Source organism: Streptomyces sp. NPDC048718, assembly GCF_043198875.1.
Taxonomy (GTDB): domain Bacteria; phylum Actinomycetota; class Actinomycetes; order Streptomycetales; family Streptomycetaceae; genus Streptomyces.
In genome coordinates, this window is record NZ_JBICVG010000019.1 from 27,745 (window position 1) to 42,596 (window position 14,852).

The 14,852-nt window shown below is 70.4% G+C and carries 14 protein-coding genes; 5 read left to right on the top strand and 9 right to left on the bottom strand.

Features of this window, described 5'->3' with window-relative positions:
- A complete protein-coding gene (locus tag ACGFRB_RS29065; RefSeq protein ID WP_393247220.1) occupies positions 1–774 on the top strand; it encodes a methyltransferase domain-containing protein in 774 nt (257 codons plus the stop codon).
- A gap of 76 nt (positions 775–850) precedes the next feature.
- On the opposite strand, the gene ACGFRB_RS29070 is transcribed toward ACGFRB_RS29065, so the two are convergent.
- Positions 851–1,312, bottom strand: a complete 462-nt coding sequence (locus ACGFRB_RS29070; protein WP_393247222.1) for a MerR family transcriptional regulator — start codon at positions 1,310–1,312, stop codon at positions 851–853.
- Between the two features lie 272 nt (positions 1,313–1,584).
- Here ACGFRB_RS29070 and ACGFRB_RS29075 point away from each other — a divergent pair, with 272 nt between their 5' ends.
- Entirely contained in the window at positions 1,585–3,189 is a 1,605-nt protein-coding gene (locus tag ACGFRB_RS29075; RefSeq protein WP_393247224.1) for an MDR family MFS transporter, read from the top strand.
- Positions 3,190–3,275: 86 nt separating this feature from the next.
- Here ACGFRB_RS29075 and ACGFRB_RS29080 read toward each other — a convergent pair whose 3' ends face one another.
- Together ACGFRB_RS29080 and ACGFRB_RS29085 are read right to left on the bottom strand one after the other, a co-directional pair.
- Positions 3,276–4,223 (bottom strand): NAD(P)/FAD-dependent oxidoreductase, encoded by a 948-nt coding sequence (locus ACGFRB_RS29080; RefSeq protein ID WP_393247226.1) that lies wholly within the window; start codon positions 4,221–4,223, stop codon positions 3,276–3,278.
- 69 nt (positions 4,224–4,292) lie between these two features.
- Complete coding sequence (locus ACGFRB_RS29085) at positions 4,293–5,534, bottom strand: NAD(P)/FAD-dependent oxidoreductase (RefSeq protein WP_393247227.1); 1,242 nt, start codon at positions 5,532–5,534, stop codon at positions 4,293–4,295.
- Positions 5,535–5,742: 208 nt separating this feature from the next.
- On the opposite strand from ACGFRB_RS29085, the gene ACGFRB_RS29090 reads away from it, so the two are divergent.
- The 3 genes from ACGFRB_RS29090 (at position 5,743) to ACGFRB_RS29100 (ending at position 8,305) form a co-directional block, all read left to right on the top strand.
- Complete coding sequence (locus ACGFRB_RS29090) at positions 5,743–6,675, top strand: TIGR03619 family F420-dependent LLM class oxidoreductase (protein WP_393247229.1); 933 nt, start codon at positions 5,743–5,745, stop codon at positions 6,673–6,675.
- Between the two features lie 43 nt (positions 6,676–6,718).
- Positions 6,719–7,600, top strand: coding sequence for a hypothetical protein (locus ACGFRB_RS29095; protein ID WP_393247231.1), 882 nt, complete (start codon positions 6,719–6,721; stop codon positions 7,598–7,600).
- A gap of 96 nt (positions 7,601–7,696) precedes the next feature.
- Positions 7,697–8,305: a class I SAM-dependent methyltransferase gene (locus tag ACGFRB_RS29100; protein ID WP_393247233.1), complete on the top strand. Its 609-nt coding sequence runs from the start codon at positions 7,697–7,699 to the stop codon at positions 8,303–8,305.
- Between the two features lie 73 nt (positions 8,306–8,378).
- Here the strand turns inward: ACGFRB_RS29100 and ACGFRB_RS29105 are convergent, their stop codons facing one another.
- From ACGFRB_RS29105 to ACGFRB_RS29130, 6 genes are all read right to left on the bottom strand, one after another.
- Complete coding sequence (locus ACGFRB_RS29105; RefSeq protein ID WP_393247235.1) at positions 8,379–9,347, bottom strand: beta-ketoacyl-ACP synthase 3; 969 nt, start codon at positions 9,345–9,347, stop codon at positions 8,379–8,381.
- Complete coding sequence (locus tag ACGFRB_RS29110; protein WP_393247237.1) at positions 9,341–10,105, bottom strand: thioesterase II family protein; 765 nt, start codon at positions 10,103–10,105, stop codon at positions 9,341–9,343. Before ACGFRB_RS29110 ends, ACGFRB_RS29105 begins: the two co-directional genes overlap by 7 nt.
- On the bottom strand, positions 10,102–11,886 hold the full coding sequence (locus ACGFRB_RS29115) for an AMP-binding protein (protein WP_393247239.1): 1,785 nt from the start codon (positions 11,884–11,886) through the stop codon (positions 10,102–10,104). Before ACGFRB_RS29115 ends, ACGFRB_RS29110 begins: the two co-directional genes overlap by 4 nt.
- Positions 11,887–11,934: 48 nt before the next feature.
- On the bottom strand, positions 11,935–12,801 hold the full coding sequence (locus ACGFRB_RS29120; RefSeq protein ID WP_393247241.1) for an ABC transporter permease: 867 nt from the start codon (positions 12,799–12,801) through the stop codon (positions 11,935–11,937).
- Positions 12,798–13,811 (bottom strand): ATP-binding cassette domain-containing protein, encoded by a 1,014-nt coding sequence (locus ACGFRB_RS29125; RefSeq protein WP_393247243.1) that lies wholly within the window; start codon positions 13,809–13,811, stop codon positions 12,798–12,800. The genes ACGFRB_RS29120 and ACGFRB_RS29125 overlap by 4 nt, the downstream gene beginning before the upstream one ends.
- Before the next feature lie 208 nt (positions 13,812–14,019).
- The gene (locus ACGFRB_RS29130) at positions 14,020–14,847 is read right to left on the bottom strand and encodes a M56 family metallopeptidase (protein WP_393247245.1); all 828 of its coding nucleotides are present in this window, start codon (positions 14,845–14,847) and stop codon (positions 14,020–14,022) included.
- Positions 14,848–14,852 lie beyond the last annotated feature (5 nt).

The following is a 14,852-nucleotide window of genomic DNA, read 5'->3' on the forward strand; positions in this document are numbered from 1 at the left end:
ATGTCCAATACGCAGATGCATGGTGTTCCACCCGGTCAGGCAGCGCAGCTCACCGCTGTGCTGGACACGCTGGATGCGCTTCCCGCTGCTCGACGACTCCGCGAACGCTCGTACGAGTTGCTCGCTCTGGGTGGTGGGTCCGCGGTCGTTGACGTGGGCTGTGGTGCGGGGCGGGCGGTGACGGAGATGGCAGGCCTCGGTGCGCGGGTGATCGGGGTGGACATCAGCGAAGAGATGCTCACCGAGGCCAGGAGGCGGAGGCCGGAGGGTGATTTCCGCCGCGCCGACGCGGAGCAGCTTCCTTTCGAGGAAGGGGAGTTGGACGCCTACAGGGCCGACAAGGTCTTCCACGAGCTGGAGGATCCTGCCCGCGCCGTCGCGGAGGCGCGCAGGGTTCTGGCGCCTGGCGGCCGTGCCGTGCTGATCGGCCAGGACTGGGACACCTTCCTGATCGACTCCGATGATGCTGTACTCGCTCGTGACATCGTGCTCGCCAGGGCCGAGCTGGTGCCGGGGCCGCGAACGGTGCGGCGCTACCGGAGCCTCCTGCTCGACGTCGGCTTCCATGATGTCCAGGTGGAGGTCCATACGGGTGTGTTCACGACAGCAGCCGTGCTGCCGATGATCGTGGGTCTCGCCGAAGGGGCGTGCGCGGCTGGAGCGGTCACCCGGGCGGAGGCAGACGGGTGGCTGGCCGAACAGCGGGCACGGGCCCGAACCGATCGTCTGTTTCTGGCGGTACCCCTCTTCGTCGCCTCCGCGACCGGGATGTGAGAGGAGCGCTGCAGCGGCTGGCTGACCGTTCGATCGGAACCCGGCCTGAACCGCGAACCCGAACAACCTTGGCTCGTCAGTGCGTTTGAGAGACCGTGTCGGGTGAGTCGACTGACGGGTCTGTCGCTGCCAGGGCGCGCCCGCAGGAGGCGCAGTCGGTGAAGTCGTCGTGGTGGCAGTCGATGGCAGTTTCCAGGAGGGCGAGAAGTTCCTCCGAGGCGGCGATGCGGGAACGCAGGGTCTTCGCCTCCTCCAGTAGAACGTCTGTGCGCTGCTGCCCGTCCGATGTCGATATGAGGGCGCGAATCGCGCCGAGGGGGAGACCGGCTTCCTTTGCGTGCAGGATGACCGCAACGCGCGTCACGTCCGTGTCGCTGTAGCGCCGGCGGCCGGCGGCGTCCCGGTCGGGTGTGAGGAGCCCGGTCGTCTCCCAGTGCCGCAATACGTGGGTGGCGAGCCCGAAGCGCTCTGCGACGGCGCCGATGCTCAGGTGTGCCGGTGCGTCAGCGGGCAGGATTGGGTATTCGTTCGACTTCATGACGACATTCAAGACGCACAGTGATGCTCATGGCCAGGGTGGGGCTGAATGCCTTGAAGCGCAGGTGAGTTGAGGACCACCCAGGAGCTGTGGCCGTGCGATCGGAGATGTCCGGTAGTCGGTCCTGGGCGGCGCCCGCTGAGCAGCCCGTCGGTGGATGTGGTGGCCGCCATCGCGACATCTACTATGGATGCGTAGTACTATGGACTCGTCGTTGATGGGGTGGTGTGCCAACGTCTCTGCGCCGCTCCGCGAGCCCCCGAGGGGAAAAAATGTCTGCTTCTGCCTCCGCCTCCTCGCCCGGCCGGGCCGCCCCGGAGCGGCGCGGCCTCGCGATCACGGGTCTGGCTCTCGGCATGCTGCTGAGCACGCTCGACCAGACCGTCGTCGCCACCGCACTGCCGTCGATCGCCAAGGACCTCGGGAGTCTGTCCTCCTCCGCCTGGATCGTGAGCGCCTATCTGCTCACGACGACGGCGAGCGCACCCCTGTACGGAAAACTGGGCGACATGTTCGGTCGTCGCCGGATGGTGCTGATCGCCCTCACGCTCTTCATCGGTTCGTCGATCCTGTGCGGACTCGCGCCGAACATGTGGTCGCTCATCACCCTGCGCGCGATCCAGGGTCTCGGTGGTGGCGGACTCGTCGGTCTCGGCAGCGCCGGTATCGCCGACCTGGTCCCGCTGCACGAGCGCGGCAAGGCGCTCAGCTACAGCGGCGCGGTCTTCGCGGCAGGCAGCATCGGCGGCCCGCTGCTCGGCGGACTGTTCACCGACTACCTCGACTGGGGCTGGGTCTTCTACATCAACGTGCCGATCGGCCTCGTCTCCATGCTGCTCGTGGTGCGCTATTTCAAGCTGCCGCACACGGTGGTGCGCGGCGCGGTCGACGTGCTCGGGTCGGCCCTGCTCGTCGGCGCGGTCACGTCCGTGATGCTGGTGACCGTATGGGCCGGGCGGGACTACGCCTGGGGTTCCGTGCAGATCCTCGGCCTCCTCGCGGCCGCGCTCGTGCTGCTGATCGCCTTCGTGGCGCGGGAGCGGACGGCGGCCAACCCCGTACTGCCGCTCGGGCTCTTCAAGGCGCGGGCTTTCGCGATCGCCGTACCCGCCTCCGTGGTCCTCGGCATGCTGCTTCTCGCCGCGGTCGTGTTCCTGCCGCAGTTCTTCCAGGCCGTACGGGGCATGAGCGCGTCCACGTCCGGTCTGGCGCTCACCCCGCTGATGCTCGGTGTCGTGGTCACCATGACCGTGGTCGGTCGCCGGGTCACCGCCTCCGGCCGCTATCGGCCCTACCCCATCATCGGTTCGCTGCTCACCATCGCCGGCTTCGCCGCGCTGACCCAGCTCGACGGTGACACGCCCGACTGGCTGATGGTCCTCGAGATGCTGGTGCTCGGCATGGGGATGGGCTTCGCCATCCAGCTCCTCGTCCTCGTCATGCAGAACTCCGCCGAGATGCAGTACCTCGGAGTGGCTTCCTCGGCTGCGATGTTCTTCCGTTCGATGGGTGGCGCCATCGGCACGGCGTTCTTCAGCACCTTGCTGGTGCGGCGGCTCGCCGACGAGATGAGCTCGGCCGGAACGGCGCTGCCGGGTTCGCCGGACGACGTGGCCCGGCAGGCGATGGTGGACGGAGCGGTCCTCCCGGAGCCCGTGCGGGCCCTGTTCTCCCAGGCGTTCGCCGAGTCGATCCACATCGTGTACGTGTGGGCGCTGCCGTTCGCCGGGCTGCTGCTCGTGCTGGCGCTGGCGCTGCCGACGGTCCCGCTGTGGACCGTCGAGTTCCTCAAGAAGTTCAAGGAGGATCACGAGGCCAAGGTGGCTGCGGAGGCGGCCGCCGCCACGGGCAAGGTGCAGGTCTCGGCGGCCGAGTGAGCGACGCCACGGCCGAACGGCTCGGGGCCCGGGAGGATCTCCCGGGCCCCGAGCCGTATCCGCGCTGTTCCGGCCGCGCGGCGGAGTCAGCCGCCCATGGCCTCCTCGCCGAGCAGTTCCTGGTCCATCACGACCGCTGCCAGCGATCCGGCCGCCGCCGCATGGACGATCTGCGACGCCGGGAACGGCAGGCTCGCGCGCCGGGCCAGGTCGCCGGCGGCGAAGACCCCGCGAACCGTGGTCTGCTGGAAGTCGTTCACCTCGACGCTCCCGTCCTCGAAGAGGGAGCAGCCGAGCTCTTCCGGCAGGGTGCTGCCCTGACAGGTCGGCGGACGGAGGAACGCCGCACGGCACTGCAGTCGCTCGTCGTCCGTGAAGACGACTGCGCGGAGCCGCCCCTTGTCGTCGACGTCGAGCCGATCGAACGGCTCGGTGCGTACCTTGACCCCCCGGCGTCGCAGGAGCCCCAGGGTGGTCTCGTCGTCGACCGTTTCGCCTCCGGTGCACAAGGTGATGTCCCCGATGTAACGGGAGAGCTGGAGCGCGAGGCGCAGGGCGCCCCCGTCTCCGCCGATGACGACCACGTGTTCGTCGGCCACCTCGTGGGCGTCGCAGTAAGGGCAGTTGAAGGCGGAGAGGCCCCATGCCTCGGTGAGCCCGGGCAGCTCGGGAAGGACGTCGGTCATGCCGGTGGCGAGCAGCAGGCGACGCCCCCGGGCGGTGGAGCCGTCGGCCAGCGCGACGGTGAAGTGCTCGTCCTCCCGCTTCACGCCGGTGACCGCGAGGGCGCGGTGCTCGACGTCCCGGTATGCGGAGAGTTGGGCGAGGGCGAGCGCGCGCAGCTCCGCCGGCGGCAGGCCGTCGCGGGTGAGGAAGCCGTGGCTGTGGAGTGATGCGCGGTTGCGGCCCGAGTCGGCGTCGAGGAGGAGGGTGGAGCGGTGCGTGCGGCCGAGTGTGGTGGCCGCGGAGAGCCCGGCCGGTCCTCCGCCCACGATAACGACGTCGTAGGTCTGGGTGTGCGGCTGTGTGTGCATGAAGAACCCCTTTCTACTACGGAAGCGTAGTAGAAAGGGGTGAAGTGTTCAACGGCTCACCGCTACGGCTCAACGTCCTGCGGCAGCACGCGTCTTCGCCTCGTCCTCCGGGTCCTCGGCGCGCCGCTCCAGCTCCGCCATGTGCTCGGGGCCGAAGAAGTCCAGCACCGACGTGGAGCCCGCCACGATGCCCAGGAAGCTGTTCGCCTCCTTCTGGTCGTAGGCCAGCACGCGGAACGCCTTGCGCATGCGGTCGCTGAAGCCCAGCGAGGCGGCCTGATGGGTGAACTCGTAGAGCCACTGGGATTCTTCGTTGCGGCGCGCCTCGTACGCCGCCATCTCCTCCTCCCAGTCGCCGGTGCCGGTCAGCACCTTGTGCAGCGCCTCGGAAAGGACCTCGGCGTCGCGGAAGGCGTCGGTGATGCCCTGCCCGGTCACCGGGTCCTTGTGGTAGCCGGCGTCCCCCGCGAGGGCCCACCCGGCGCCGTACGGCCGGCGGTAGTAGAACGGCAGGTCCGCCGTCCCCATGAAGCGCTCGGTCTGCCGGCCCGACTCGCCCATCTCGACGGCGAGATCGGGGGCCGTGTCCTTGATGATCCGGTGGTACGTGCCCTCGATGTCGGCCTTGAACCCGTCCTTCTCGGCGTGCGGCAGCGCACACACGATCAGGTGGGAGTCGTCGTGCGTCGGCATCACCGCCACCTGCTGCTCGTCGCCGAAGTACACCTCGTAGCCGCGGTTGAGGCCCTTCCAGTACGTGTAGTACGCGACGGTCCGCGCGGGCCGGTCGTTGTACACGGGCGCATCCATGAGCCGCGCCACGAGCGAGCGCTTCCCGTCCGCGCCCACCACCGCACGGGCGCGCAGTTCCTCCTCGGCACCGCCGTGGCTGCGGCCCCGCACGCCGACGACCACGCCGTCCTCGACGATCAGGTCCCGGACGGTGAAGCCCTCACGGACCTCGGCCCCCGCCTCACGGGCCGCGTCCACCAGGATGTTGTCGAGGACCGTGCGGCGCGGCGCGTACGCCGGGACGATCCCCTGGAACGGCGGCGCGCAGCCACGGATCGGCAGGTCGCCGTAGTACCAGACCGCCTCGGTCACCGGCGGGCAGCCCGACGCCTCCAGGCGCTCGAGAAGCCCCCACTCCCGCAGCCGGGCGAGACCGCTCTGATGCATGAAATGGGTCGACAGGGTGTCGCTGGGGAACGAGGCCCGGTCCAGGACCAGGACGCTGTGGCCCATCCGGGCCAGCAACATGGCGGTGGGGGAACCCGCGCAGCGGGCTCCGACCACGATGACGTCGTACATGCGGCCTCCGGGGGCTGTGAACGGCGTGGGGCAAGAGGTCCGTCCAGTCCACCGACGCCAGCCGGGCGCGAGAAGCCCCGAAGGGGTACCTCGAACGGGTACCTCACCCCCGGTCGGATCGGCCCCGGCGCATGTCCCGGTCCCACGAGTCTCCTCCTCCCGGAGCGGCCACGGCGAGGGTGAGAGCCCGTCAAATCCGGAGGAGTTCATGGACATCGGCATCTCGCTGCCCACCGTGGGGCCCGCGGGCCGGCGCAAGTACGTACTCCAGGTGGCCGAGGCCGCCGACCGTCTCGGCTTCCACTCGCTGTGGATCAGCAGCCACGTCGCGCTGCCCCGCGAACGCCATTCCACCTGCCTCTACCCGAGGGCCACCACATCAGACGCGTACAACTGGGGAGTGGCGTGGCTCGACCCCATCGCGGTCATGGGGCTCGTCGCCGGCGCCACGGAGCGCATCCGCATCGGCACCCACGTGCTCGCCCTGCCCTATCGCAATCCCGTCATCCTCGCCGGTGAGCTCGCCGCCCTCGACCAGCTCAGCGAGGGAAGGATCGAACTCGGCGCGGGCATCGGCTGGATGGATGAGGAGTTCGACACCGTCGGTGTGCCCCGACGTCAGCGTGGCGCGCGTACGGACGAGGCCATCGCCCTCATGCGGGCCCTCTGGGAGGCATCCGAACCCGTCTCGTTCCACGGACGGTTCAACCACTTCGACGACATGTGGCTCACCAGCCGCTCGTACCGGCCGGGTGGTCCGCGGATCCACGTCGGCGGCAACTCCGACCCGGCCCTCCGTCGCGTCGGCCGGCTCGGTGATGGCTGGCTCGGGCACGAGGTCTATCCGGAGGAGATCGGCCCCGCCCACGAGCAGATCCACCGGCACGCGACCGAGGCGGGCCGCGACCCCGGGTCCATCATGCTCTCCGCCCGCCGCGGTCTGATCCCGCCCTTCCCCGTCATGAACTTCATGTCCGACCGCAACAACCTGCACGGATCGTCGGCCGACATCGCGGAGTCCTTCGACGCCTACCGTCGCGAGGGAATCTCCCTGATGGTCCTCGACCTCAACATGAGGCCCCAGGAGATCGTCGACACCCTGGAGTGGTTGAGCAAGGACGTCCTGCCCCTGCTGTCCTGACCCGCGCCCGATTGCCCGCAGACCGAGGAAGGATCCCGTTCCCATGCTCCATCCCCACAGGCTGCGGCGCAGCCGCAGGTCCCGCCTGCTCAGTCTCATACCCGTGCTCCTCGTGATCGTCGCGTCAGGCGCCTTCGTCTACGTGTCCAAGAGCGAGGAGACCCTCTTCTCGCCCGAACTGACGGCGATCAGCGTCGATGAGGCCGTTACGGAGTACCGTGCCGACTCCCGGCCGAAGCACCAAGAGATCCGCATGCCCAGCAAGATGCCCGTGCAGCCGAACCCGAAGCTGGCCGGCTTCTCCGCCCCGAAGCCGGGCGTCTACTCGTACCGCACCACGGGCAAGGACTGGGTCGAGTACGACGGGCAGAAGTACATCCGTCAGTTCCCCAAGGTGACACCGGCGACCGTGCTGCGTTCCTCCGGCTGCGGCTGGGAGCTGTACTTCCGGACGGCGCGCGAGTACACCGACGGGCACCGGCAGTGCAGTGCGCCCGGCGAGTTCCTCTGCATGGCGCACATCTCCGACATCACCTTCGGCGACGTGCACCGCAACATGACCCACGAGTGCAACCCGGGCATGGTGCAGGTCGGTGGCAAAGCCGTCGGGCCGGGCGGTCGGCAGTCGACGAAGTGCTACGCCTCCCACCACGACGCGGCGAACATCGACATCATCTTCCGCAATACCGAGTCCGTCATGGTCGGCGGCAAGCCCGTCGACGCCTATCACGTCGAACTGCTCAGCACGGTCAACGGCGAGATGAAGGGCACCGCCGTCGCCGACGTGTGGTTCGAGACCCGGACGGGCGCCTACCTCAAGATGACGCGCAAGCAGGACACCAGCTCCGTCCTGCCCGATGGCTCCACCGTCACCTATCGCGTCCGCGTCACCTACGAGCTCGAGTCCCTCGAACCGCGCGTCTGAAGCATCCGTGCAGCGGGCAAGGCCCGCACAAGAACGGCAGGACCCGCGTGGCCGAGTGACGGCCCGCGGGTCCTGCCCGTGATGGAGGAGACCGCAATGGAGCAGGTCGTACCAAGAGCGTCGTCCGCCGGAAGAGTCCCTTCCCGCACCTGCGCCGAGGACGCCCGGCGTTCGCTCGTGGAACCGCTGCACGGCACCGTCCTGGAACTGGGGGCGAGCAGCGGCGCCAACCTTCCCCACTACAAAGCCGTTTCACGTGTCGTCGTGGTGAACCGCTCCCGGACGAGCGCCGCCGCGTCGGTCCGGGCTTCTACCGGGGCCGGCATTCCCGTGTCCGTCGTGGCTGCCATGCCCGACCGGCTGCCCTTCCGGAACGGCGCGTTCGACGCCGTCGTCTCCACCATGGCCCTGTGTGCGGAGCCCGATCAGGCGGCTGTGCTGCGAGAGGTACGGCGCGTGCTGTCCCCGGACGGCGTGCTCGTCTTCCTCGAGCACGTCCGTGCCCGCAACCCATGGACAGCAGGGGTGCAGGACATGATGACGCCCGTCGTACGGCGCCTCCGCAGCGGCTGCCGCATCAACGTGGACACCATCGCCGCCATCCGTGCCGCCGGCTTCCGGCTCAGCGTGCTCGACATCCTCGAACCACGTGCCGGCGTGCCTCATCTGGTGCCGTTCGTCCGGGGTCGTGCCCATCTTCCGTAGCCCCGTACAAGAACGGCCCGGCCGGTGCGCAGATCGCGCACCGGCCGAGCCGCACGGGGAAGCGGGGGAGGGGTCAGGGCAACTGCACGACCTGGGCCGCGTGCGCGAGCCCGGCGCCGAAGCCGACGAACAGAGCGAGGCCGCCGGCCGCCACCTGTCCCGAGGCGAGCAGGCGTTCCGCGGCCAGCGGGATCGACGCCGCGGACGTGTTGCCCATGTCCATGATGTCCCCGGCCACGACAACGGAATCCGGGAGCCGCAGCCTCGTGGCGATCCGCTCCACGATCCTCAGGTTCGCCTGGTGCGGCACGAAGGCGGCCAGGTCCTGGACGCCCACGCCGGCCCGGTCGAGCGCGTCCTGTGCGACTCCAGGCATGTGGGTCACGGCCCAGCGGAAGACCTCCTGGCCGCGCATCCGCAGAAACGGATCCTCACCACGTCGGACGATGAGTTCCGCAACCGCCCCGTCCGAGCCCCAGCTCACCGGTCCTATGCCCGGCTCCGCAGACGGCCCCACCACCATCGCCCCGGCACCGTCACCGAAGAGGAACGCCGTTCCCCGGTCCCGGGGATCGACGATGTCCGACATCCGCTCCGTGCCCACCACCAGGACATGCCGGGCCTGTCCGCTGGCGACCGCCGACCTGGCGAGCGCGATGCCGTGCGTGAAGCCCGCACAGGCGGCCGAGAGGTCCGTCGCCGCCGCTCCGTACGCACCGAGCCGCCGGGCGACGTCGACCGCGACCGGAGGACCCTCCTCCAGGCGGCTCATCGTCGCGAGCAGGACCAGGTCGACCTCGGCGGGCGTCACTCCGGCTGCGGCCAGAGCCTTCTCGCCGGCCGCCTGTGCCATCACGGCGAGCGTCTCCCCGGCCGAGGCGCGCCGTCTGGTCCTGATCCCGGACCTGCGGACGATCCAGTCGTCGCTGGAGTCGAGCACCTCGCACACCTCGTCGTTGGTCACGACCCGGGCCGGCCGGTGCGCTCCGATGCCCAGGACGGCCGCCTCCGAACCGACAGCAGGTGGAACCATGATCAACATCGCGCCTCCTCCCACCGTTCCGAATGCACCTGGCGCAGGACGTCCGAGACGACACCACGAGGATCCTCGTGCAGGAAGAAGTGGCCGCCGGGGCACTCTGTCAGCGAGAAGCCTTCCAGGGTGTGCATGCGCCACGGCTGCATCGACGCGGCGGTCGCCTGCCTGTCCGCAGAGCCCACATAGCCGATCACCCGGCAGGGGAGCGGCGGCCCCGGCAGGAAGCGGTAGGACTCGCAGGCCGCGAAGTCCGCCCGAAGCCGGGGTTCCGTCGCCGCGCGCAGCTCCGCCCGGGCCAGCACCTCGTCCGGCGTCCCGCCCATGGCCTCGACCTCGGCCCAGAACGCCTCCGAGGGCAGCCCGCTGATCGGGTGAAGGCCACGCGCCGCGTGCGGTGCCCGGTGCGCGACCACCACGAGGGCGGCGGGCGACGGCCGTCCGCGCCGCACCAGTTCCCGTACGGCCTCGAAGGCGACCAGCGCCCCCATGCTGTGGCCGAGGAAGACGTCCCCCGGCTCCATACGGACCAATCGGTCGGCGGCGAGGGAGGCCAGTTCCTGGACCGTCCGCGCGCTCCGGCCGGCCGGAGGCGGCGGGACGACCGTCCGCACCTCGGCCAGCTGCCCGAGCGTTTCCTGCCAGGTTCGGAACGACGCAGTGCTGCCGCCGGCGTGCGGGAAGCAGTAGAGCGCCGGCGGACGCCCACCGTCAGGTCCCGTAACCTCCCGCCCGGCGAGAGTGCGTACCGCCGTCCCCGTCACTCGGCCCGCTCCGTGCTCGCGGCGGCGGCCCCCGCCGAGGACCGCGTCGCCCGGGCCAGCACGGGCAGGCTCCCGTCCAGGTACATCTCCCGGCAGCGGCCGCGACGACGCTTGCCCGAGGTGGTCTTCGGCAGCGTCGAGGCGGGGCAGACGACCACTTCGTGCGGCGGCACCGGGAGTCGCCTGCGCAACCGTTCGATCAGTCGTGCGGCGAGGTCGGGGGCGTCCGCCGCGCTCACCCGGCCCTCCACCACCAGGACCATCCGCTCGGCGGCCGGGTCCAGGAAGGCGATCGTGTTGCCGTGGCGGACCCCATCCACGCGCTCCGCCTCCGTCTCGAAGTCCTCCGGATAGATGTTCCGGCCGCCCAGGATGATCATGTCCTTGCGGCGCCCGCAGATCACGAGTCCTTCGTCGCCGACGAAGCCGAGGTCACCGGTGTCGAGCCAGCCGTCCCGCATGACCGCGGCCGTGGCCGCCGGATCGTTCCAGTACCCCGACATCACGCACGGCCCCTGAACGTGGATCGCTCCGACCCGGCCGTGCGGCAGCTCGGTCCCGTCCTCGTCGCGGATGCTCACCCGCGTACCGGGGATGGGCGCGCCGCACGCGACCAGGCGTCGCCCGCCGGGCGCTCCCTCGGGCACGGTCACCGCACGCCCCTCGGTCTCCAGGGTCTCCCGGTCCACCCAGCGGACCGCGAGCGGGACGTCGGACGGCCGCAGCGTCACACAGAGCGTCGCCTCCGCCAGCCCGAACACCGGGCACGGCACGGTTGGCCGCATCCCGTAGCGGGCAGCCGCCGTGGTGAACGCATCGAGGCTCTCGACGTCGATCGGCTCCGCTCCGTTCACCGCCCACTTCAGGCACGAGAGATCGAGCTTCCGGTCGACCCCGCGCAGCAGCCGGCCCGCGAGCGCGTACGCGAAGTTCGGAGCGACGGTGAGCGAGACCCGGTAGCGGGAGATGGCCGTCAGCCAGGACATGGGGCTGGAGATGAAGTGCTCGGGGGACTGCACCACGACGTCGTTGCCGCGGGCGACGCACCCGAGGAGGCCGATGATGCCCATGTCGTGGTTGAGCGGCAGCCACGTCATCCCGGTCTCTTCCGGACCGATCCCGTACGAGTGCCAGACCGCCGCCATGTTCGACAGCACGTTGTGGTGGGTCAGCACGACGGCGCGCGACGACTGGGTGGTGCCGGAAGTGAACTGGAGCAGCGCCACCGCCGAGGGATCCGAGGGCGGTTCGACCTGCGGCGCCGACGGCGAACGGCCCAGGCCCGCGAGCGCACCGAGCGGCGCCACCCGGCACCGGGGCCCCGCCGACGGCGCGAACACGTCCACGTAGGCGTCCGTCACCGCGAGCAGCCTGGCGTCCACGGAGGCGACCCGCCGGCCGATGTCGTCGAGGAACTCCTCCAGTTCGCCGCGCCTGCGCGGCAGCGGCAGCATGACGGGGACGGCACCGGCGTACCAGACGCCGAACAGCGTGCGCAGCAGTGACTCGTCCGTTCCGGAGAGCAGGCACACCCGGTCACCGGGAGCCACCCCCGTGGCATGCAGCGAGGCGGCGATCGAACGGGCCGACGCGTCGAGCTCGCGGTAGGACAGCCGGGTCTCGGCGAGGGCGCCGTCGACGAGGATGATGCCCTTGTCGGTGCGGGCAGAACGGGCCAGGGCCTCGGGAACGGTCGACGCCCCGTAGAAGTCGACGGGTTCGACGGCTTCCGGGACGGAGAGCAGAGCGGAAGAGGGAGAGGTCGCGACCTGGGTGGTCATGGGGCTCCTTCGGGAATCACCGGACGTACCTGGCTGGCGGGCGACGGCTCAACGCTCGACGGCACGGCGGAACAGCGGGATGACGAACGCCTGGGTGAGGATCACGCCGCCGACGAGCACGGCGGCCATGGCGAGCAGCGCACCACCGTCGACCGGTCCGGTCATCAGGGCGCGGGCACCTTCTGTGACGTACGTGAACGGGTTGTAGGCGGAGAGCGTCGCCAGCCAGTCGGGGAGCAGGTTGGTGGGCATGGCGGCGGTGCTGGTGAACATGAGCAGGATGAACAGCGGCGACATGGCCAGTGGCGCCTGCGGGTTCCAGGTCGTCAGGGCCACGATGTAGAACAGCCCGCCGTACGCGACCGACCAGACGCTGCACATCACGAGCAGGACCGGCACGGCCGCGGGGCCGCTGTCGATCCGTGCCCCGAGGGCGAGGCCCACGACGAGCACCACGACCGCGGCGGGCAGCACCCGCAGCGCGTCGAACAGTACCCGGGACAGCAGGATCGCCGAGGGTCGGACGTCGAGCAGGCGCATGCGGTTCAGGAAGCCCGTCTGGACGTCGAGGACCAGCGCGGTCGCCGAGTAGCCGGACCCCATCATGCCCGCGAGCAGCACCATCCCGGGCGCCATGTAGGCCGTGTACGGATGCACGGGGAAGGTCGCGAGACTGGAGACCCTGCTGTACGCCGAGGCGACCAGGGTCTCCGCGAACAGCGGGAATAGCACGGGGAACACGAAGGCGATCACGGGGCTGCGGAGCGCCTCGCGGACATTGCGCCGCAGGAGCAGGCCCACCTCGGAGGCGAAGCCGTTCGAGGGGGCGGACGCCCCCGAGGCCGCGGTACGTCCTCGGGTCGGCGGCCTCGTCGCGCCCGGGGCGCCGGAGGAGGCAAGAGACAGATCGGTCACGGACGTTCGTTCCTTCCCGTTCCAGTGGCGAGGGACCGGCCGATCGCCGCGAGCCCGGAGGCGACCGGGCTGTCGGCCTCGGCCGACGCGGACACCCCCGTGAGACGGACGAAGACGTCCTCCAGCGTCGGCTCGACCACCGTGAGGGCCGCCTGCGGCACGCCGAGGCCCCCCAATCGGCCGAGGGCGCCGAGCAGTTCGCCTTCCCGCGTCGCGTCCACGATCACGTCCCCGCCGTGGGTGAGCGTCGCCATGGGGCCGAACTCGGCGATCAGACGGTCGCGTTCGAGTCGGTCGACGGGCCGCACCTGGATCTGCTTGCCGCCCGCCTTCGCCTTCAGCGCGCTCGGGGTGTCCAGGACGGCCATCCGCCCGGAGTCCAGGACGGCGACGCGGTCGGCGAGCTCGTCCGCCTCTTCGAGGTACTGGGTGGTGAGCAGCACGGTGCCGCCGTCGGCGGCGAAGGAGCGCACCCAGTCCCACAGGGCCCGCCGGTTCTGCGGGTCGAGTCCCGTTGTCGGCTCGTCCAGGAAGAGCACCTCGGGATCACGCAGCAGAGCGAGGGCCAGGTCGAGCCGACGGCGCGTGCCACCGGAACACACGGCCACCATCTTGTCGACGGCCGCCTCCAGACCGAAGAGCTGCACGAGCTCGTCGGCCTTGGCCCGCCCGGCCGCGGCACCGAGCCCGGCGAGCCGGCCGATGAACTCCAGATGCTCCCGCCCGGTCATCAGCTCGTCCAGAGCGACCTGTTGGAGAGACGCGCCGATCCGGTGACGGACCTCCTCGCGGCCGTCCACCACGTCATGACCGCAGATGCTCGCCGTGCCCTCCGTGGGCGTGTCGAGCGTGGTCAGCAGATTGACCAGGGTCGTCTTCCCGGCTCCGTTGCGGCCGAGGCAGCCGAAGGTGTCACCGGCCGCGATGTCGAAACCGACGTCCTGCAGGGCCCGGGTCCCGTCCGGGAACACCTTGCCCAGGGACCGTACGGAGATTCTTGTCTCCTCCACGCTCGCCTCCTCATCGGCCGGGCGTGAATACCCGGCGCTGTGAGGATGACCCGCCGTTGCGGGCGGGCCCAGTGCACTCCGGGGGGCCCGTCCGCAGTGTCCCGCTCCGGCCGGCTGCGGTACCCGATCGGGCAGGTCGCACGGGCGGCGACGGGTGAGGGGAGACCCACGTCGACGGAGCAGGACCTGTCGGCCCGGGAGGGAGACGTCAGCCGACGTGGGAGAGGCACAGGAGGTGGATCGCCACTCCGACCACCATCACGACGCCGATGAGCCCCATGACGCTCACGAGGATGAGCCGACGGGTGAGCATCGGCGGTTCGGCGACGTGAAGCCCTTCGAGGTGCGCGATGCGGGCCCCGAGCAGCGCCGGATTGGACATCGCCGCCACCGGTCCGGCCGTCGTCGGCCCGGTCTCCCGCGAGACGGCGAGGAGCGCGCCGGCCACGGCCCGGCGGCCACACGACTCGACGGCGCGCCGGTCGGCGGCGATCTCCTGGCGTACGACCTGGAGCGACTGCCAGTGCCGTAGCAGCGGCACGTACCAGAACGTCGCCCCGGCCACCGCGAGCAGGCTCCGGCGCAGCGGATCGAGTCGGCTGAGGTGGGTCTGCTCGTGCTCCAGGACCGCGTCGAGCTGGTCGTCCTCGAGCTGCGCGATCAAGGCGCGCGAGACCACGATCCGAGGACGCCAGGAGCCGTAGGTGAAGGCTGTCGCCTGCGAGCCGTCCAATTCGACGACACGCCCGTCGAGGCCGGTGCGAACGGCAGCCCGGGCGAGGGCGGGGGAGAGGGGCACCAGGTGGTTCTCGATGTGCCGGTGCAGCCGCCGGGTGTCCCGCAGCCATCGGTAGAGCAGGACGTGGGAGCCGGTCCATCCCACGCCGGCGAGCGACAGCGCGAGGGCCATCTCGACGCGGTGCCAGGGCTCAGCGGGAGCGGAGCCGTGATGGGAGGTGACGAACAGGACCGCCATGATGATGAAGAACGCCGACGCGGCGAGCCGTACGGCCAGGCCCGCGGTACGTAACGCCACGCTCA